Source organism: Nocardia brasiliensis ATCC 700358, from assembly GCF_000250675.2.
Classification (GTDB): Bacteria; Actinomycetota; Actinomycetes; order Mycobacteriales; family Mycobacteriaceae; genus Nocardia; species Nocardia brasiliensis_B.
Genome location: NC_018681.1, coordinates 3,150,723 through 3,168,842, shown reverse-complemented (window position 1 = coordinate 3,168,842; position 18,120 = coordinate 3,150,723). Strand labels below are relative to the sequence as shown.

Here is an 18,120-nt window from a genome sequence, read left to right as displayed (position 1 = left end):
ATGCGGCAGAGAAGACTGCGCAGAGGCAGCCACAACTGAACAACGAACGATCGACTGACCATCGAGTCAGACTTCGGTGACGAGCCAGGGAGGAATCGTCAGTTGAATGACGATCGGGCGGGGGAAACAGGGGAAACTGCAAGACTGCACCACGGACGTGGCGGGGTACTCGGGCTGGGCACCACGATCCGGTGGTTCCGCGATCCGCTGGGCGTGATGCGGCGGCTCGCGGACGAGCACGGCCCGGTCGCGGGCTTCCAGATCGGCATGTGGCCCGCGGCGCTGGTGACCGGGCCCGCCGAGATCCACGAGGTGCTGGTCTCGCGCGCCGCGGATTACCGCCGGGCCCGCGCGGTGACCGGCACGCTGTGGCCCGCACTGCGTGAGGGCTTGATCATCTCCGAGGGCGACGTGCACCGCAGCCAGCGCGCGCTGGTCGGGCCGCTGTTCACCGCGCGGCGCGTGCCGAAATACGTCGACGTGATCGCCGAGCGCATGCAGCCGCACCTGCGCCGCTGGCAAGCCGCGGGCGAGGTGGATCTGCTCGCCGCTGTGCAGGAGATGATGCACGACGTCATCGCCGGCCTGCTGGTGGACGAGCCGATCGACGCCTACCGGGAGGTGCTCGACGCCGCCAACCGCATCTTCGACTGGGAGATGCGCGCGATGTCGCGCCCGATCGTGGCCCCGCTCAACATCCCGACGAAACGCAACCGCGAGTTCATTCGCGACCTCGGCGTGGTTCGCGGCTGGGCCACCGCCATGGTCGACGCGCGCCGCCGCGAGCCGCGCGACGACATCGTGTCCGCGCTGCTCGCCCAGCGGGACCGCGACGGCGCGCCGATGCCCACCGAGCGATTGATCGACGAGGTGATCAACCTCTGGGCCGCGGCGCACGAGACCAGCGCCGACGCCATGTTCTGGACCGCGTACGCGCTGGCGCGCCATCCGGTCGCCGCCGACCGCGCCCGCGGCGAGGTGGACCGGGTCCTCGGCGGCGCGTTGCCGACGGCGGAAGATCTTGCGCTGCTGCCGTATTGTCTGCAGGTGTTCAAGGAGTCGATGCGGTTGTATCCGCCCTCCCCCGCGTTCCTGCGCGAAGCCGCGTGCGACACGGGCCTCGGCAAGCACGAGATCGCCGCGGGCACCATCGTTTTCGTCGCACCGTACGTCATGCACCGATCCGCCGAACGCTACCCCGATCCGGAAGCGTTCCGGCCGGACCGCTTCGCCGCCGAGGCCGACCGCAGCTGGGAACGCCTGTCCTACTTGCCCTTCGGCGCGGGTGAACACGTCTGCGTCGGTTCCGCGCTCGCCCTGCTGGAGGGACAGATCTTCACCGCACTGCTGCTCAGCGGTGGCACGGTGCGAGTAGCGGGCGACCCAGGCATGAAACTGACCATCAACCTGCGTCCCAAGCGCCGGGTCCGCACCACGTACCTGCGTCGTGCCCCGGCACCGCACCGGGAACTCTCCGGGGCCGAAGCCAGAGACTCCAGATGACTTCGCTGCGGCAGGCCCTGCGGTACCGCGCGACCGCCGTGTTGCCGAATCTCCGGCGGCAGCGAACCGTGCCCGCACGGGCCGCGGGGGAACGGGTGGATCGCATCATCGCTTTCGCCTTGGGCGCGGGCACGTGGATTTTCGGCATCGGGGACGCCGCGGAGATCGCCGAGCAGTCACGGCATTACGCGCCGTGGTGGACCGTGGTGGCCATGTGCGGGGTGTTCGGCACCGCGCTGGTGCTGACGGCCACCACGCTGTTCGTGCCGTTCCCCGCGGTCCGGGTGCTAGCGGCAACGCACGCAACGGTTTTCGCCGTGGTGATCGGGCTGTCCGGTTTCGCGGTGACCTCCGGGCAGATCACCAACGACGTGGAATGGATCTATCGGCTGGTACCGCTCGGCGGGGTCGCGGCCACGGTCGTGTGGCGCACACCGGTGACGGCGCTCTATCTGCTCGTGGTGGCGGTGCTGGCGGCGTGGTCCAACGGTCAGGTCAAGAACGATCTCGGCTCGATCGAGTTCTTCCTCACCTGGCTGCGCATCTTCGGCATATCGGTCGGTTTCGTCTACATCACCAGAATGACGCGGCGTGCCGCCTACCTGCTGGACATGGAGCGGACCCGGGCCCAGCAGCAGGCCACGCTCGCGGCGGCCGCGGAGGCACGGGCCGGCGAGCGCGCGCTGTTCGCGGGCGTGATCCATGACAAGGTGCTCGCCACACTGCTCGACACCTCGCGCGGCGGCTGCCCGACGATGCTGGCCCGGCAGGCCGAACAGGCACTCGGTCAGTTCGCCGCGATCGGGCGGATCAACGAATTGTGCACCGGCGCCGAGGCGATCGAGACGATCACCACCGAGGTCACGACGGCCACCGAAACCTCACTGCGCGTACAGGTCCGCCACGATCGGCGCGCGAGCGACCTGCGCATCGACTCGGCGGCGGTGAGCGCCCTCGCGCAGGCCGCCGCGGAAGCCGTGCGCAACAGTGTGCGGCACGCGGACGTGCCGGAGCGCACGGTCACCCGCGACGTCACCATCGCCGCGCGGGAATGCGGCCTGACCGTGGTCGTCGCCGACGACGGCGCCGGATTCGATCCGGCCGCGGTCGCGCCGAACCGCCTCGGCCTCACGGTCAGCATCGTGCAGCGGATGCGCGAGGTCGGCGGCCGGGCCGTCATCGACGCCGCGCCCGGCGCCGGAACCCGGATCATATTGGAATGGGACGCACCCGATGACGCCTGACCACGGCGACCTGAGCCGACTACTCAGCGGGCAGCGCTCCACCATGGTGACGATCATCGTGGTGGCGCTGGCCACCGACGCCGCGGTGATGATCCGTTCGGTGCGGCTGGCCGGAATACCGCTGTCCCCCACGCTTTTCCTGGCCGCGGCACTGCTCGCCGCCAGCACCGTCCTCGTCGTGCTCGACCCCGGGGTGCCGATCCGCAGATCCTCGGCCCTGCTGGTCGCCGCCGCCGGGCCGGTCGCCACCCTGATCGTCCGAGATCAGGTGACCGCGCAACTGGATGCGCGCACCAGCATGTGGACCGCGTATACCGCGGGCATCACGCTCGCCCTGCTGGTGCTGCGCGGCCGGAACCTGTTGGCCTGGGCCGGAACCGTGGCCACCTGGCTCGCCGTCGTCGCCGCCGCGGGTGGTGCGGCGACCGCGTTCGTGCAGGGGGTGGTGCCGCTGGTCAATGTCGTCATCGCCGCGGCCTTCGCCGCGATCATGCGCCCCACCCTGCGCTCGCTGCACGAACTCGAGGCCGAATCGACCACGCGCGCCGCGAATCGGGCCCGGCTCGACGCGCAGAAGGCCGAGCGCAAACGCCAGCTCGACCGGCTCGACCTGCGCGCGCGTCCGATGCTCGAACGCATCGCCACCGCGGTCCCGTTCCAGCCCGAGGAACGGGAGGAATGCCGGCTGCTCGAGGCCGAACTCCGGGACGAGTTGCGCGCACCGCAGCTGTCGACGAGCGAGGTGCTCGCTGCCGCCCGCGCCGCGCGCCGACGGGGCGTCGAGGTGATGCTGCTCGATGACGGCGGTTTGGAAACCGCGTCCCTCGCACTGCGTGATCTGGTGCGCGACATCGCCGTTCAGGAACTGGACAACACTGACCGCGGCCATGTCACGGTGCGGGTGCTGCCGCCGGGACGCCGCAATCTGGCCACCGTGCTGGTGGACGCGGAGGACCGCAACCGCAGGACCGAAATCGACTGCGCCGGAACGGTTACCGCCACCTTGGACCGCTCGGCAGGGGCGCAGGCGGCAGAGGTGCCGCTGCCCAGCCACATCTACTGAGGCTCACACCGGCAACGGCTTGCTGCCCGGCCGGGTGCGTCGCCAGGCGAGCGTGAGGAAGCCGAGCAGCCCGAGCAGCGGCAGGGCGGCGATCGACCAGCTCAGTGGCAGCGGCGGTCCGGGCTGGTCCAGCACCTGCAGCCCATCCAGTGTGCCCTCGCCGTGCCCGAGCGGGCCATCGATGGTGAAGGCGAAGCGATAGGTGCCGGGATCGTCGACCGCGAAGATGTCCAGGCCCCACGAATCGCGCTTGCGCGGGTGCCGGACGAACTTCGCGGGCCGCCGCCAATTCAGCCCGGGCCCGGTGAGTTTCAGCGTCCCGGACTTGTCGGCGATGCCGCCGTCGGGCATGAAGGTGAAGTCCAGCGACTGCATCGCGCGGATCGGCCAGGTGGAGAAGCCGACGGTCAGGCCGTACGGCCCGGCCTGCACGCGCTCGGTGTGCACGATGTCGACCGGTGCGTACGCGGACGCGGGGCTGATCGCGACCAGCGACAGCGTGAGCGCCGCCAGCACGGTGAGCGCGAACCTGCGCAGGGTGGTCATCGGAGACCTCCCGGTGTGGGCAGCATGCGGACGAATCGACCGGCGAGGAAGCCGGCCAGCAGACCCAGTGGCAGGCCCAGCGCGGTCGAGATCAGGACGTCGCCGGGCCCGATCCCCGAGAAGAAGTGGGTGAGCTGAAGTTGCAGCGGGAACGTCACGCCGACCACGATTCCGGCGAAGCCACCGGCCAGCACGACGACCTTGCTCGCGTCGAAGCCGCGGGTGCGCACCGACCAGAACAGGGCCTCGATCCCGGCGGCCGCGAGCAGCAGGAACATCGGCATGATCGCGGGCAGCGAGGGCGGGCGCGAGCCGAGCCCGTCGCGCAACGGCAGGCCGATCGAATCGGCGTAGGCTTCGGCGGCCCAGGGCGAGAACCACCACAGGATCCCCTGCAGCACACCGAGAGTCACCGCGATGGCCAGCGCGGCGCCGGGCCGCGCCAGCACGGCCGCACCGAGGACGAGCAGCAGCGGACCGAAGAACAGCACGCCGAGGATGGTCGAATCCACCGGCAGGTCCAGGTTGTCCAAGGCCTGCGCGAGAATCGGCGCGAAGGTGATCAGGATCGGGACCGCCGCGACGATGCCGAGCCGGCCCCACCGGTGGTCGCGATGTGCCGCGAACACGATGATGCTGCCGATCATGGTCAACGTGATCGACAGGAACAGCGCCACATGCGACGGCGTGTTCAGCACCGCGTCGAAGCCGTAGATCGAATGCCATTCCAGATCGAGCAGGCCGTAGAGGAGGAACAGGGCCGCGCCCGCCCCGGCGATCAGATAGCCGAGCGGCGCGGTGAGGGTGCTGCCGAACACGCGAATGGGCGTGCCGCCCAGCCGTGGCACGGGCCGCCCGGCCCGTTGCGCGGCGGTGGCCAGGAACACCATCGCGAGACTGACGAAACCGGAGATGGCGCTGCCGGAGTACAGGAACAGGTGCGGCAGCGTGAAGAACGTGTCCGGCCCGACATCGTTGTGCCACTGGATGTCCCAGCTCAACCCGACCAGTGTGACGGCCGTGCCCGCCAGGACGCCCCATGCGCCCGCCCGCGCGGCGGCGCTGTTGTCCGATGCCGTGTGGTCCGGCGCGGGCCGGGCCGCGACGGTGTCCACCGCCGGTCCGGCTCGCCCTTCGCTCGCGTCGAACGCTGCCGAGCTGTCCATCCGCTGCCCTCCTCGGTGCTTCGTTGAATCTTGTTTGCCGCGTGCCTGTTTCAGTTGCCCACCCACAGCGGCACCGTGAGCTGGTCGACGCCGCCGTGCGCGTCGATCGTCAGGCGCAGTTCCCACGGACCGGTCATCATCAGCGACACCGAGTCGGCGTGGAAGCGACCGTCGCCCACGGCGGTCAGCGCGACAGGTGGTCCGGCGTGGCCCATCAGCAACTGGGTCGCCTGCACCGTGACGGTGGCATCCGCTGTAGGCGCTCCGGCCCGATCGGTGACCGCGACGTCGACGGCGGTGTCGCCCAGTCGGACTCGCTCGACGGTGACCGTCACCAGGTGGCGTTCGGTACCCGAGCGCAAGGTGACCGCTTCCGCCGAACTCGGCCACAGCAACCAGCCGAGCAGCGCGAGCACCACCACCAGCACGGCGGCGATGATCAGCGGGCGGCGCGAACGAGTCGTGCGCGTGGTTGTTTCGCTCATCGCCGCGCCTCCGCGACCTCGAGCACCACGGGAATGGTCAGGACGGTGAAGCGTCGTTCGACCTGAATCCAGAGCCGGTATCGGCCCGCGGCCGGAAAGGTGTAGGTGAAGGGCACGTCCGGTCCATAAGCGGCCACGGTTTCGTCGGGCGGGCTCTGGCCGTTCGCGGGTGGCATGAGCATCACGCCGCGACTTCCGGCGGGCTCGACTCCCGGCATACTGTGCGGCCCTGCGTGATCCATGCCCGGCAGGTGGTGTGCGCCCGACGCGTGGTCCATCTCGGGCAGGTCCGCCATGCCCTGCATCGACGTCGGCCCCATCGAGTGGCCGTGCCCCCAGATCGCCGAATCGTGCACGGCCGCCGCGATATCGGTGCTGCCGTCCGGTATCGGCCCCGCCATGATCAGGTGACCGACCATGCCGAGCCACGGTTGCAGTTCGGCGGCGTCGCCGACCTCGGCGGTGATCGTGGTCGGCTGCCCGGCCACGGCGGCGGTCGTCTCGACCTCGATCGGCGTGCCGTCGATCTCGAGCGACGCGGACGTCACCGGACCGCCGAGCGACACCGGGGCGGGACGCGGCGGGGCGGTGCCGGGCGCGCCCGGCAGGACGGTGACACCGGTTGCGGCGCGGGCCATCTGCACACCGCCGCCGCGGCGCGCGAGTTCCGCGGACAGCGCGTAGCGCCCGGGTTCGGTTGCCGTCGAATGCACCTGGTAGCGCCCGGGGCCGGTGCGGATCGGATGCAGATGGGACAGGCCGCCCGACGGCCCGACCATGAGCAGATGCACCAGCGCGCTGTCGTGCACCACGAGGTCGTCGACGGGCGCACCGGTGGCGGCGTCGAGCAGGGCCAGGTCGATATCGCCCGGCCGGCCCGCGACCAACGGTCCGCTCGCCACGGTCAGCAGCACCGGCGGTCGCGAGAAGTCCGCGATCGCGGGCTGATTCACCGCGTAGGGATCGGTGACGTTGTCCAGGGTGGGATCGAGCTGGCCACCCGGTTGCGGCGGCAGCGGGAGCGAGGCCGAGAGCAGCGCCGCGGTCACCGATACCGTGATACCCGCGACCATTCCGCCCGCCGGGAGCAGCGCCCACGCGGGCCGTTTGGCGCGCACGGCGATCAGCACGGCGACGGGCAGCAGCACGCCCGCCACCAGAAAGCCGCGATAGACCAGGCGTTCCGGCGGCGAGGTGACCTGTGCGGGGACGACGAACGGAATCCGGGCGACCCGGGTGCCGTCACCGATGGTCAGTTCCCACGGCCCGGGCCGGTCCATGTCGAGGGTCGCCGAGTACATCCCCGGCGTCGCGCCGAGTTCGATGCTGTTCTCCGCCACGGGAACACCGGGCGCGGGCAGCGTGGAATCGACGCCGACCGCACCCGTGGGGACGGCGGCGAGTTCGAGTTTCCCCGCGGCGGTACCGGTGTGGGTGACCACGTCGACCCGCAGCGGCCCCGGCACGCTGGTCACCCGGCGCAGGACCACGGTCAGCTCCCGGTCGCCGAGGGATTGTGCGATCGAGAGATCCGCGCCCGCGGCGGCGGAATCGGCGAACGCGGGCGCCGCCCCGGCACCCAGCAGCAGGAGCAATCCCGCGAACAACAGGACGCGATATCGAGCAGCACGGGCGACGGGCACTTTCGCAACCCTAGGGACACCGCACCGCGAGATCATCACCTGCTGAGGGGATCCGGTCTACCCCGCTGGGTTGATGTCCGAATAGGGGAAGTTCCGGAGAATGCCCGCCGGCCGCCTCGTATCCCGCCGGTCAGCTCGCCCGCGATACCTACCGCGGTGTCCTCGGCCGAGTCAGCGCGGCACCGGGCACGCGTCCACCGCCGCGGCGACCACCTGGGGAGTGTCGGGAACCGGTGGGCGGGCGCCGGATTCGTACTCGGCGCCGACCACCGGCGCGACGGCCGCCAGCGCCTCGTTCTCCGCGGTCGTGAAAGCCCTTGCCCGGCTGAGGAATCGATAACCCTCCGGCGCTTCCAGGCTGAAGCCGGACCCGCGGCCGGGCACCACGTCGATGACGAGTTGCGTATGCTTCCACGCCTGGAACTGGGAGCCGGAGATCCACACCGGCACCGCGTCCAGTTCGTCGTCGGGCAGCGTCGTGGGCACCTCGCCCACCGCGAGACGCAGATCGATGATGCCGACCAGCACGTCGCGGTCGCCGATGATGAACTCCCCCAGCGGATAACACATCGGCGAGGACCCGTCGCAGCAGCCGCCGGACTGGTGCATCATCAGCGCGCCGTGCGCGGTACGGAGGCGGCGCAACAGCTGCGCCGCCCCCGTGGTCGCCACCAGCCGGGGCGGGGCGGGCTGTCCCATCAGAAGAATCCCATGGCCTTCGGCGCGTAACTGACCAGCAGGTTCTTGGTCTGCTGGTAGTGGTCGAGCATCATCTTGTGATTCTCCCGGCCGACCCCGGACTGCTTGTAGCCGCCGAACGCCGCGTGCGCCGGATACTGGTGATAGGTGTTGGTCCACACCCGGCCCGCCTGGATATCACGGCCCGCCCGGTACGCGGTGCCGCCGTCGCGCGACCACACCCCCGCGCCGAGACCGTACAGGGTGTCGTTGGCGATCGAGATGGCGTCGTCGTAGTCGGTGAACGAGGTCACCGACACCACCGGTCCGAAGATCTCCTCCTGGAAGATCCGCATCGCGTTGCGGCCGGTGAAGATCGTCGGCTGCACGTAGTAGCCGCCGTTCAGATCACCGCCCAGCAGCGCGCGTTCGCCACCGGTGACCAGCTGCGCGCCCTCGCCCTTGCCGATCTCGATGTAGGACAACACCTTTTCCAGCTGGTCGTTGGACGCCTGCGCGCCGATCATGGTCTCCGAGTCGAGCGGATCGCCCTGGCGCACCGCCTTGGTCCGCAGCGCGGCCAGCTCGAGGAAGCGATCGAAGATATCGGCCTGGATCAGCGAGCGCGACGGGCAGGTGCACACCTCGCCCTGGTTCAGCGCGAACATCGTGAAGCCTTCCAGGGCCTTGTCCAGGAAGTCGTCGTCGGCGCCCATGACATCGGAGAAGAAGATGTTCGGGCTCTTGCCGCCGAGTTCGAGCGTCACGGGGATCAGGTTCTGCGACGCGTACTGCATGATGAGCCGGCCGGTGGTGGTCTCGCCGGTGAACGCGATCTTCGCGATCCGGTTGCTGGAGGCCAGCGGCTTGCCCGCCTCGACACCGAAGCCGTTGACGATATTGATCACGCCGGGCGGCAGCAGATCGCCGATGATGCTCCACAGGAACATGATCGAGGCCGGGGTCTGCTCGGCCGGCTTGAGCACCACCGCATTGCCCGCGGCCAGCGCGGGGGCCAGCTTCCAGGTCGCCATCAGGATCGGGAAGTTCCACGGGATGATCTGACCGACCACGCCGAGCGGCTCGTGGAAGTGGTAGGCGACGGTCTCGGCATCGATCTCCGACAGCGAACCCTCTTGCGCGCGAATGGCTCCCGCGAAGTAGCGGAAGTGGTCGACCGCCAGCGGGATGTCGGCGGCCAGCGTCTCGCGGATCGGCTTGCCGTTGTCCCACGCCTCGGCCAGGGCGATCGCGTCCAGGTTCTCCTCGATCCGGTCGGCGATCTTGTTCAGGATCGCCGCGCGCTCGGCCGCCGAGGTCTTGCCCCACGCCGGGGCGGCGGCGTGCGCCGCGTCGAGCGCGAGTTCGATGTCCTCTGCGGTGGAACGCGCCACCTCACAGAAGTTCTCACCGGTGACCGGGGTCGGATTCTCGAAATACTGCCCCTTGACCGGTGCCACCCACTGGCCGCCGATCCAATTGTCGTAGCGGGATTGGTAACTCATCAGGGCATCCGGTGCGCCGGGCCGGGCGTAGACGGTCATCGAAGCTCCTCGCGGTCGAGACGGCACTGCCGTTGGGCACGGCATGTGATCCACGACACTAGAGCGCCAACGTTGCATCACCGTTGGGAACCGTTCAGCAGCCGCCCAACTCGCGATCGAGCATTCGTAACTGTGCTGCCACCTGCGCGTACAACGACGAATCCCGGTCCAGCGAGGCGAGATAGGCGGCCCACGCGCCACGATCCTCGCGGCCGTCGACGGAGCCGATCCACCAGCCGAGGATCGCCGGATCGCGCGACTTGAGCACCGCGGCACGCATTCGGGCCCGCAGCGCCTCACGTATCCGACCGACGCCCGGCGCGCGCGAGGTGGGCAGCAGTTGCCCGCGGTATCCCGCGACGGCGGCGGCGATATCACCGCGACGCAGCGTGCGACGCAACTCGCCGATATCCGAATCGAGTTCCGTCAGCAGCCGATACGGCCGCGACCCCAAGGTGGTGCCGCCGAGAATGCGGCGCAGGCGCGAGATTTCGGCGCGCACGGTCACCGCGTCGAGGTCGCGTTCGTCCAGCAGTACCGCGATGTGCTCGGTCGACAAACCCTCGGGATGTTCCAGCAGCAGGAGCAGGATCTCCGAATGCCTGCGCGACAGCGCGATTCGCTCGTGGCCGAACAGCAGCGCGGGACCGGCGCCGAGCAGTTCGACCCGCGGCGCGGCCGGGTCCGGCGCCGGGTGGGCGCGCAGCTCGGATTCGGCGACGGCGACGGTGGCCTTGATCAGCGAGAGCACCTCGGGGGCGGCGACCCGCGGGCCGCCGGTGATGTCGATCGCGCCCAGCACCCGTCCCGTCGCGGGATCGTGCACCGGGCCCGCCGCGCAGCTCCACGGATGCACCACCCGGCTGTAGTGCTCGGCACCGAAGATCTGCACGCAATGATCAAGTGCCAGTGCGGTTCCCGGGGCGTTGGTGCCGACCGCGGCCTCGCTCCAGTCCGCGCCGTCGGCGAAGTTCATCTGCGCGGCACGATCCTTGGCCGCCGCATCGCCCTCCACCCACAGCAGCCGGCCCCGCGCATCGCTGAGCGCGACCAGTAGTCCGGTGTCCCGCGCGTCCTCGACCAACAGCTTCTGCACCACCGGGCGTACCGCCGCCATCGGATGCGCTCGCCGATAGCGCTCCAATTCGAGGCCGGTGAGCGAGGTCCGGCCGATCTGGCGGTCCGGGTCGATGCCGTTGCCGCGACTGCGCAACCAGGACGCCTCGATCACCCGGCGCACACTGCGGGGCGCCTCGCCGCGCGCGACGAACAGTTCGTGTGCGGCCGAAACGTGGTGGCCCACCCGCTCCGCGTCGTCCTCCGGGCCCAGCGCCACCCAAGGATTCACCCGAGCACTGGATCCGACGGCCACCTCTCCATCCTCCCTTGCGCGGCGGACCCGGGCAATGCGCCCGGGGCGGAGTGATGAATTCCGGAGACTCGGACCGTCTGTAAAGACATGCGACTGAACAACAAGAACGCGGTGGTCTACGGGGCGGCGGGGAGTATGGGCGGGGCCGTCGCCAAAGCCTTCGCCGCGGCGGGGGCACACGTGCATCTCGTGGGCCGGACCGAGCAGACCTTGGCCGCGGTGGCCGCGGAGATCATCGGACGCGGCGGCCGGGCCACCGTCGCGCCGGTCGATGTCTTCGATCAGGCGGCCGTCGAGGCGCATGCCGACCGCGTGGTCGCGCAGGACGGCACGCTCGACATCTCGTTCAACGCGGTGGGCATGAACGCGGTCCAGGACGTGGCGCTCATCGATATGACCTTGGACGACTTCATGACTCCGATCGTCGAGGCCGCGCGCTCGCACTTCGTCACCACGACCGCCGCCGCCCGGCGGATGACCGCGCAGGGCAGCGGCGTCATCCTGCTGCTGTCCGCCACCGCCGCCGCCGAATCCCGGCATCGGATGGGCGGATTCAACCTCGCCTGCGCCGGCATCGAGGCGCTCAACCGCAGTCTGGCCGGTGAGGTCGGCAGGCACGGTGTCCGGGTGCTGTGCCTGCGCGCCAATTTCTCTCCCGACACGGTGCCGGGCCTCGCCGCCGACGACGAATCCCTCGCCGCCCTGCTCGACGACACCAAGCTCGCCCGGCTCCCCCGCCTGGACGAGGTCGCCGAGACAGCCGTTTACGCCGTCTCCGACGCGGCCGGCGCGATGACCGGCGCGATCCTCAACCTCTCGTGCGGCGCCCTCGTGGACTGATCGGCCCGGGTGTCAACGACCGGCCAGGGCCACGGCGTAGCGCGGGATCAGTTGACAGCCGAGGCGGGCTTTGACGTCGGGAAGGCCTTTGCCCCAGACGAGGCCGTGCTTTTCGACGGACGCCGCCCAGGCGACGGTGCGGCGGAAGGCGTCGAAGTAGAGATGTTTGCGGCCGCCCTCGTCGACCGGGAGCGCGCCCCAGCGATGCACCAGGGGCCAGCTGGGGTGGTCGAGAATGGTGAACGCGGCCAACAGGTTCCGGTCGGTGTCGTGATAGTGCACCGCGTAGACGTCGGGGTGCACCAGCACGCGGTAGAGCCATTCGTCGGGCATCCGCGGTGCGCGGCCGAGTCCGTCGTACTTCTCCTCGGTCCGCCGGAACAGTCCGACCAGCTGATCGACGTCCAGCTCACTCGCGGGCCCGAAACCGGCGATCAGATCGTGATCGCGGGCCAGCCACCGGGCTTCGGCGCGCAGGCTGCGCCGGCGATTCGAGGACAGCGTGCCCAGCCAGCCGTCTTCGTCGGGCCATGTCACGGGCAGGATCGCGCTCGGGTTGACCTCCCTGGTGATGCGCAAGCCCCCGAAGGTCGCCACCTGCTCGCGGGACAGCTCCCGCCACAGCGTGCCGAGCACGGCGTACCGGAAGCGCGCCCGCAGGCCCGCGGCGAGCACGCCGAACAGCTCGTGCGCCCGCGCCGCGTCGGCCACCCACCATCCCGGCTGACCGGTACTGCCCGGCGCGGCGACGTTCAGCACGCCTGCCGTCCAGCGCGCGGCGGCCAGCGCGACGACGTCCACGCCGTCGAACACCACCGCGATACCGAGCCGGGGTCCGGCCGCGGCGAGCACCTCCCAGGACCAGGTCGCGCGCAGTCCCGTGGTGCGCCGCACCGTGTCCCACCACGGCGGCTCGACGTCGCGGAAGGGATCGAAGACATCGACGCGCACACCCATCACCGCTTTCCGGGACCGCGGCGTCGCGCTACCGCACGGGACGCTCGGCTGAGCCTTGGCAGAGTCGATGCCGCGAGCACAGCATAGGAAGCGACCAGTGCGGCGAGCGCGCCGGGCGGACCGTACGCGGGCACCAGCACCGCCGCACCCAGCGTGACCGCGGCGAATTGCGTTGCGGCACCGACGGCGGCGACCATCAGTTCACGACGGCCGGTGTTCTCCACCAGGAACAGCGCCAGACTCACCAGCGCGTGCACCGGGATCTCGAATCCCAGCAGCACCGCGACAAGCACTGTGGCCGTGACCTTCCCGGCCAGCGCGACCGCGAGCACGCTACCCAGCAGGCCGGCACCGAGGGCGGTGCCGAGCAGCCGGCGGGCCAGTCCGATCCCGGCCCGTGCGCCCGATCCGCGCAGCCGCAGTGACGACACGGGCTGATAGATCCGCAGCAGGTACAGCGTGCCCGAGCCGACCACGCTCGACACCAACAGCGCCACATAGAGTGTCGTGCTGCTGTCCCGCTGACCACTCAGCGCCAAGGCCGCGTACAGCACGCCGACGGCCGCGCTGCCCAGCGGCTCGTACAGCCCGAGCAGCAGTTCCGCCCGCACGATCGCCGCGGCGGTCCCCCGGCGCGGCCGCACCGTCAGCGGCGGCAGGCCGCGGGCCGACCAGGCGGCCACAGCCAGCGTCACCGCGAGGAGCACGGTGAGCTGACCGGCAGGTGGAAGCTCTACTGCCGCACCGACTCCCACCGCAGCAACCATGGCCGCGGCGAGCAGCAGAAAACCATGGCTGTCGCGGTCCGGACGCCCGGCCCCGCGATGCACCGCCACCACGACCGTCAGCAGCCCGAGACCTGCGCTCCAGGCGGCCGCCAGCGGGTAGACCACGAAGGCCGAGCCCGCGGTCACCGCGCTCGCGAGCAGGGCGAGCACCAGCGGCACGGCGGAGGTCAGCACGGCGGTCCGCACCACGGTCGCGCCCGTGCGCCGCAGCCGCGGCACCAGTTTCAGCACGGACTTCTCCGGACCGGAGCTGAGCAGCGCGATCCAGGCCGTGGCGCCGACCGCGCTCGCGTACACCGCGAACTGGTCCGCACCCCAGAGCGCCAGCAGCACAAGCGCTATGCCGTGATAGGCGAGCCGGAACCCGCCTCGCCCGGCCAGCAACGACAGCACGGTGGCCGGTGCGGGCAGCGTGGCAGGCGGGGACACCATCAGCGGTGACGCGTGCCCGCTCGTTGCCGGACCCCGGCGGCGCGCCGCCGCACGCCGTCGCCGATCCCCTGCCAGTACCGGTCCGGCAGCATCAACACCACCGCGGCCACGACCAGATGCACCACGATGAAGGCCAGCGCCTCGTTCCGGCTCGCCACATGGCCGAGCCGAACCGTCATGTGATCGGCCCAATCCCACTGTGCGGCCAGTGGTTTCCCGCGCAGCAGCTGGAACGCGAGGTCCTCGATGCCGGAGAGCATGACGAGGATGCCTGCGTAGCCGACCCGGCGGGCCACGGCCGGGTCCGCGCCGCCCAGCCGCAGCATGAGCGCCAGACACAGGATCAGCAGCGGCACCAATATCCGCATCCACGAATACAACCGGCTGAAATCGTCGTCGAGCGCGGCGGCGAAGATCTTCGGGACCAGAAAGCAGAACACGACGAGAAACGCGGCGAGCGCACAGATCTCGACCAGCCGGCCGCGCCGGAACCAGTCGGGCCGCAGGCTCGCGATCGTCTCGGTCGCCAAGACGAACGGGATCAGCGAGGCCAGCAGCGCCCACACGCTCTGTAAACCGTGCGCCCGGCCGGTGGTCCCCCAGACCAGCCCGGCCGCGACCACGGCCGCGCCGCCGAGCAGCGCGCTGCGCACCGCGGGACTCATGCCGCCCCGCTCAGGTCGAACCGCAACCTGGCCCGCACCGCGTCCGCCGCCTCGGCCGCCCGGTCCGGCAGATCGGCGACGACGATGAAGTGGCCCAGCTTGTTCGCGGCGTTGTGGTACGGCCGCACCTCTTCGCCGGGCCGGACGAAGAGCATCAGTTCCGCCAGCTCGGGGATCGCCGCGGCCGCGTCGTCCGCACCGCGCACCTCGGCGATCACGCCGGCGTCGTCGGTGTAGAGGACCCCGGACACGGTGGCGCGGGACCGGGTCGGCATGACATCCACCGCGGCGCCCGTCGCGGCGGCGATCGAGGCCTCGACGGTGTCCACTCCGTAAGCGTGCCGGAACAATTCGCCCAGCCCGTTGCCACCGACCCGGGCGCCCATCTCGATCAGATGCAGGGTGCCGAACGGGTCGACGATCACATCGACGGTCAACGGGCCGCGCCGATAGCCGAGTTCGGTGATCAGCTCGTTCAGCATGTCGGTGAGTTCCCACCGCTGTTCGACGGCGAGGTCGGCGGGCACCCGGTGCTCGATGGTCACGAAATGCGGGGCGGGCGTGAGCGTGCGGGCGCTGACCCCGATGAACACGATCCGCCCGCGATCGACGAACACCTCTGCGCTGTAATGCTTTCCGGCGATCTGCTCCTCCACGATCACGCCGCCGTCACTGGCGAACCGGGCCGCCTCCCGCGCCGCCGCCGCGACCTCGGATACCTCCGCGCATACCTGGATCCCGCGACTGCTCTGCGCGTCCAGCGGTTTCACCAGCACCGGGAACCGCAGTGTCGCCGCGCGCAATGCGAGTTCCGCGTCGGCCCGGCCCGCGACGTACCCGTAACTGTCGAAGCCGAGCCGATGGCACACCGCCCGGAAGTAGGACTTGTCCTGCGAGGCGTGCACGACCTGTGCGGCAAGCGGATCCGGCAGCTCCCAGTGCCGTGCCAGCCAGCGCTGCGCGGACAGCCCGGTATCGCTGGCCGGCGACAGCACGCCGACGATATCGGCGCGCCCGTCCAGCGCGGCGGCGATCGCCGTGGGGTCCCGGATACTGACGTGCACGAATTCGTCGGCCAGCGACCGCGCAACGGCGTCGGCGCACCTATCGACGCAGACGGTGCGATAGCCGAGTTCGCGGGCCCGGCGATAGGTGGACGTCGACCCGTCCGCTCCGCCGAGGATGACCACCGTGCCCGTCACAACGCACCTCCACCCACCACGGACCGCCCCAGGTGCAGCCGGTCGGCCGCGTCGATGGGCAGGTCGGACTCTCGTATGTAATACAGCGCGCGCACGCCGCGACCGGCCGTGAGCACCGAATAACGCAGCAGCAGAGCCAAAGCCGGCATGGTGGCGAGCACGGCGCACAGCAGCGCGGCGAGTACCACACCGCCGCCCACCGCGCCCGCGCCGAACAGGACGAGCACCGTGCACGCGGCGAGCGCGACCACCACCAGCAGCAGTGCCGCGCCGGCCGCCGGTGCGCCGGAGTGCCCGATGTACAGGTCCAGCGCGTGCCGGGCCAGTCCCGCGACGGTGAACTTGGACGCTCCCGCCGCCCGGGCCCGGTGCGCCGTCCGCACGGTGGTGTAGCGGTTCGTGACGGCGGGCAGCGACGCCATGAAGTACGGTGCGGGACGGCGTAGTTCGACGATCCGGCGCGCGACGCCGGCGCGCACCAGACGGAATGTCGTGGCGCCCCGGGGCATTTCGATCCCGAGCAGGCGCCGCGCGATCAGCTCCGACAGCGCGGAGCCCCACCGCCGCAACGGCGGATCGGCGCGCTCGTCGCGCACCCCGAACACCGCGTCCACCCGGTCCGACGCGGCCGCGATCAGCTTGTGGGCCTGACTCGGATGACTCTGCAGATCGGCGTCCAGGTGCAGGATCCACGGTTTGCTCGCGTACTTGTACCCCGCGGCGAAGGCCGCCTCGAAACCGAAGTTGCGCGCGAACGAGATGTAGTGCACCCGTTCGTCTTCCGCGGCCAGCCCGGTCATCAGCGCCAGTGTGGCATCGGTGCTGCCGTCGTCGACGAACAGCAGCTCGACATCGTGGTCGCCGAGCTCGGCGACGACGGCCGCGTGCGCCGCGATGACATTGACCTCTTCGTCGCGGCACGGCACCACGACGGTGAGGCCGAACCCGGCGGGGGCCATCACGCCGTGGCCGTCTCGCAGGGCTCCGGCACACCCCAATGCGTGCCGCGGGTCTCGATGAACCATTCGATGGTGCGCCGCATGCCGTCGTCGAGCGGCAGCAGCGATTCGGGGTCGACGCCGATGACGGACAGCGTCGCCGGATCGGCCCGCACGACGGCGCCGGGCTCCTCGCCCGGCCGCATGGGCAGGCCGACGATCGGCACCCGCGGGTACCCGAATTCGGCGCACTGGTCGATGATCAGTTCGGCGACGGACCGGATCGACTGGGAGCGGGCCGGACCGACTTCCAGCACGACGTCCGGCACGAGGCCGCGCTCGGCCGACTCCAACGCCGAAACCAGCACCCGCGCAACATCACCCACCCAGACCATGTCGGACAGCTGCACCCCGCCGCCGTAGAGTTCGACGGGTTGGCCGGTCAGCGCCCGGCAGATCACCGCGGGCGTGAACTTGCGTACCTTGCCCGCCCCGAACGGCGCGGCCGCCAGCTGGCGCGGGCCGTAGGCGTTGACCACCCGCACGTTCGTCACCCGGGTACCGCGATACGCGTTGAACATGTGCACGAACCGCTCGACCGCGGTCTTGGAGATCGAGTAGCTGTTGTTCATCCAGTGGTTGCCGACGCAGATGTAGACGCCCGGCAGGTCGTACTGCGCCACGGACTCCAGGAAGTTCAGTCCGCCAACCAGATTCGTCTCCGCGGCGGGCCGGGGCCGGCTGATCGTCTCCTGCGTGCCGAGCACCGCGGCGAGGTGGATGACGCCCTCGCAGTGTGCGGCGAGTTCGGCCATCGCGGTGGCGTCGCGGATATCGCCGAGCATCACCTCGTACGGCTGCGCGCCCGCCCGTCGTCGATGGTCGAAGATCACCGGCTCGTGGTCGCGCCGCACCAGTTCTTCGCAGACATAGGAGCCGATGAATCCCGACCCGCCCGTGACCCCGACCTTCATTCTGTTGTCCCACCTTGCGCTATCTATTCGGTGACCCGCCGGTGGTGCCGACAGGATAACCGTGGGTGTCCGCATCGTCC

The 18,120-nt window shown here is 70.4% G+C and carries 17 protein-coding genes; 4 read left to right on the top strand and 13 right to left on the bottom strand.

From position 1 onward, the window contains the following. Positions 1-102: 102 nt before the first annotated feature. From O3I_RS14370 to O3I_RS14360, 3 genes are read left to right on the top strand one after another with little or no spacing between them, the layout of a single operon-like run. Positions 103-1,503 (top strand): cytochrome P450, encoded by a 1,401-nt coding sequence (locus O3I_RS14370; RefSeq protein ID WP_141692306.1) that lies wholly within the window; start codon positions 103-105, stop codon positions 1,501-1,503. Next, positions 1,500-2,747 (top strand): ATP-binding protein, encoded by a 1,248-nt coding sequence (locus O3I_RS14365; protein ID WP_014983653.1) that lies wholly within the window; start codon positions 1,500-1,502, stop codon positions 2,745-2,747. Before O3I_RS14370 ends, O3I_RS14365 begins: the two co-directional genes overlap by 4 nt. Then, positions 2,737-3,810: a hypothetical protein gene (locus O3I_RS14360; protein ID WP_014983652.1), complete on the top strand. Its 1,074-nt coding sequence runs from the start codon at positions 2,737-2,739 to the stop codon at positions 3,808-3,810. Before O3I_RS14365 ends, O3I_RS14360 begins: the two co-directional genes overlap by 11 nt. 3 nt (positions 3,811-3,813) lie before the next feature. Here the strand turns inward: O3I_RS14360 and O3I_RS14355 are convergent, their stop codons facing one another. From O3I_RS14355 to O3I_RS14325, 7 genes are all read right to left on the bottom strand, one after another. After that, positions 3,814-4,356, bottom strand: a complete 543-nt coding sequence (locus O3I_RS14355; RefSeq protein ID WP_014983651.1) for a hypothetical protein — start codon at positions 4,354-4,356, stop codon at positions 3,814-3,816. Further along, on the bottom strand, positions 4,353-5,522 hold the full coding sequence (locus O3I_RS14350; protein WP_014983650.1) for a hypothetical protein: 1,170 nt from the start codon (positions 5,520-5,522) through the stop codon (positions 4,353-4,355). The genes O3I_RS14355 and O3I_RS14350 overlap by 4 nt, the downstream gene beginning before the upstream one ends. A gap of 50 nt (positions 5,523-5,572) precedes the next feature. After that, positions 5,573-6,007: a FixH family protein gene (locus O3I_RS14345; RefSeq protein ID WP_014983649.1), complete on the bottom strand. Its 435-nt coding sequence runs from the start codon at positions 6,005-6,007 to the stop codon at positions 5,573-5,575. Then, positions 6,004-7,650, bottom strand: a complete 1,647-nt coding sequence (locus tag O3I_RS14340) for a hypothetical protein (RefSeq protein ID WP_141692305.1) — start codon at positions 7,648-7,650, stop codon at positions 6,004-6,006. Before O3I_RS14340 ends, O3I_RS14345 begins: the two co-directional genes overlap by 4 nt. A 171-nt stretch (positions 7,651-7,821) precedes the next feature. After that, a complete protein-coding gene (locus tag O3I_RS14335) occupies positions 7,822-8,349 on the bottom strand; it encodes a DUF779 domain-containing protein (protein ID WP_014983647.1) in 528 nt (175 codons plus the stop codon). Then, a complete protein-coding gene (adh, locus tag O3I_RS14330) occupies positions 8,349-9,872 on the bottom strand; it encodes an aldehyde dehydrogenase (protein WP_014983646.1) in 1,524 nt (507 codons plus the stop codon). The genes O3I_RS14335 and adh overlap by 1 nt, the downstream gene beginning before the upstream one ends. 94 nt (positions 9,873-9,966) lie before the next feature. Then, positions 9,967-11,220, bottom strand: a complete 1,254-nt coding sequence (locus O3I_RS14325) for a helix-turn-helix domain-containing protein (RefSeq protein WP_237748303.1) — start codon at positions 11,218-11,220, stop codon at positions 9,967-9,969. A gap of 111 nt (positions 11,221-11,331) precedes the next feature. Between O3I_RS14325 and O3I_RS14320 the strand changes: the two genes are divergently transcribed. Beyond that, positions 11,332-12,084: an SDR family NAD(P)-dependent oxidoreductase gene (locus tag O3I_RS14320; RefSeq protein WP_014983644.1), complete on the top strand. Its 753-nt coding sequence runs from the start codon at positions 11,332-11,334 to the stop codon at positions 12,082-12,084. A gap of 12 nt (positions 12,085-12,096) precedes the next feature. On the opposite strand, the gene O3I_RS14315 is transcribed toward O3I_RS14320, so the two are convergent. From O3I_RS14315 to O3I_RS14290, 6 genes are read right to left on the bottom strand one after another with little or no spacing between them, the layout of a single operon-like run. Continuing rightward, complete coding sequence (locus tag O3I_RS14315; protein WP_014983643.1) at positions 12,097-13,041, bottom strand: hypothetical protein; 945 nt, start codon at positions 13,039-13,041, stop codon at positions 12,097-12,099. Beyond that, a complete protein-coding gene (locus O3I_RS14310) occupies positions 13,041-14,261 on the bottom strand; it encodes a hypothetical protein (RefSeq protein WP_014983642.1) in 1,221 nt (406 codons plus the stop codon). Before O3I_RS14310 ends, O3I_RS14315 begins: the two co-directional genes overlap by 1 nt. Continuing rightward, positions 14,261-14,926: a hypothetical protein gene (locus tag O3I_RS14305; protein ID WP_014983641.1), complete on the bottom strand. Its 666-nt coding sequence runs from the start codon at positions 14,924-14,926 to the stop codon at positions 14,261-14,263. Before O3I_RS14305 ends, O3I_RS14310 begins: the two co-directional genes overlap by 1 nt. After that, positions 14,923-16,128, bottom strand: a complete 1,206-nt coding sequence (locus O3I_RS44485) for an ATP-grasp domain-containing protein (protein WP_014983640.1) — start codon at positions 16,126-16,128, stop codon at positions 14,923-14,925. The genes O3I_RS14305 and O3I_RS44485 overlap by 4 nt, the downstream gene beginning before the upstream one ends. Further along, the gene (locus tag O3I_RS44480) at positions 16,125-17,087 is read right to left on the bottom strand and encodes a glycosyltransferase (protein ID WP_014983639.1); all 963 of its coding nucleotides are present in this window, start codon (positions 17,085-17,087) and stop codon (positions 16,125-16,127) included. Before O3I_RS44480 ends, O3I_RS44485 begins: the two co-directional genes overlap by 4 nt. Continuing rightward, positions 17,087-18,040, bottom strand: a complete 954-nt coding sequence (locus O3I_RS14290; RefSeq protein WP_014983638.1) for an NAD-dependent epimerase/dehydratase family protein — start codon at positions 18,038-18,040, stop codon at positions 17,087-17,089. Before O3I_RS14290 ends, O3I_RS44480 begins: the two co-directional genes overlap by 1 nt. Positions 18,041-18,120 lie beyond the last annotated feature (80 nt).

Excerpts from the sequence above, each read along its gene's own strand:
- O3I_RS14310 (WP_014983642.1), bottom strand. The coding sequence starts at position 14,261 with ATGGTGTCCCCGCCTGCCACGCTGCCCGCACCGGCCACCGTGCTGTCG.
- O3I_RS44480 (WP_014983639.1), bottom strand. The coding sequence starts at position 17,087 with ATGGCCCCCGCCGGGTTCGGCCTCACCGTCGTGGTGCCGTGCCGCGAC.
- O3I_RS14350 (WP_014983650.1), bottom strand. The coding sequence starts at position 5,522 with ATGGACAGCTCGGCAGCGTTCGACGCGAGCGAAGGGCGAGCCGGACCG.
- O3I_RS14345 (WP_014983649.1), bottom strand. The coding sequence starts at position 6,007 with ATGAGCGAAACAACCACGCGCACGACTCGTTCGCGCCGCCCGCTGATC.
- O3I_RS14335 (WP_014983647.1), bottom strand. The coding sequence starts at position 8,349 with ATGGGACAGCCCGCCCCGCCCCGGCTGGTGGCGACCACGGGGGCGGCG.
- O3I_RS14305 (WP_014983641.1), bottom strand. The coding sequence starts at position 14,926 with ATGAGTCCCGCGGTGCGCAGCGCGCTGCTCGGCGGCGCGGCCGTGGTC.
- O3I_RS14365 (WP_014983653.1), top strand. The coding sequence starts at position 1,500 with ATGACTTCGCTGCGGCAGGCCCTGCGGTACCGCGCGACCGCCGTGTTG.
- adh (WP_014983646.1), bottom strand. The coding sequence starts at position 9,872 with ATGACCGTCTACGCCCGGCCCGGCGCACCGGATGCCCTGATGAGTTAC.
- O3I_RS14315 (WP_014983643.1), bottom strand. The coding sequence starts at position 13,041 with ATGGGTGTGCGCGTCGATGTCTTCGATCCCTTCCGCGACGTCGAGCCG.
- O3I_RS14360 (WP_014983652.1), top strand. The coding sequence starts at position 2,737 with ATGACGCCTGACCACGGCGACCTGAGCCGACTACTCAGCGGGCAGCGC.
- O3I_RS14320 (WP_014983644.1), top strand. The coding sequence starts at position 11,332 with ATGCGACTGAACAACAAGAACGCGGTGGTCTACGGGGCGGCGGGGAGT.
- O3I_RS14290 (WP_014983638.1), bottom strand. The coding sequence starts at position 18,040 with ATGAAGGTCGGGGTCACGGGCGGGTCGGGATTCATCGGCTCCTATGTC.
- O3I_RS14355 (WP_014983651.1), bottom strand. The coding sequence starts at position 4,356 with ATGACCACCCTGCGCAGGTTCGCGCTCACCGTGCTGGCGGCGCTCACG.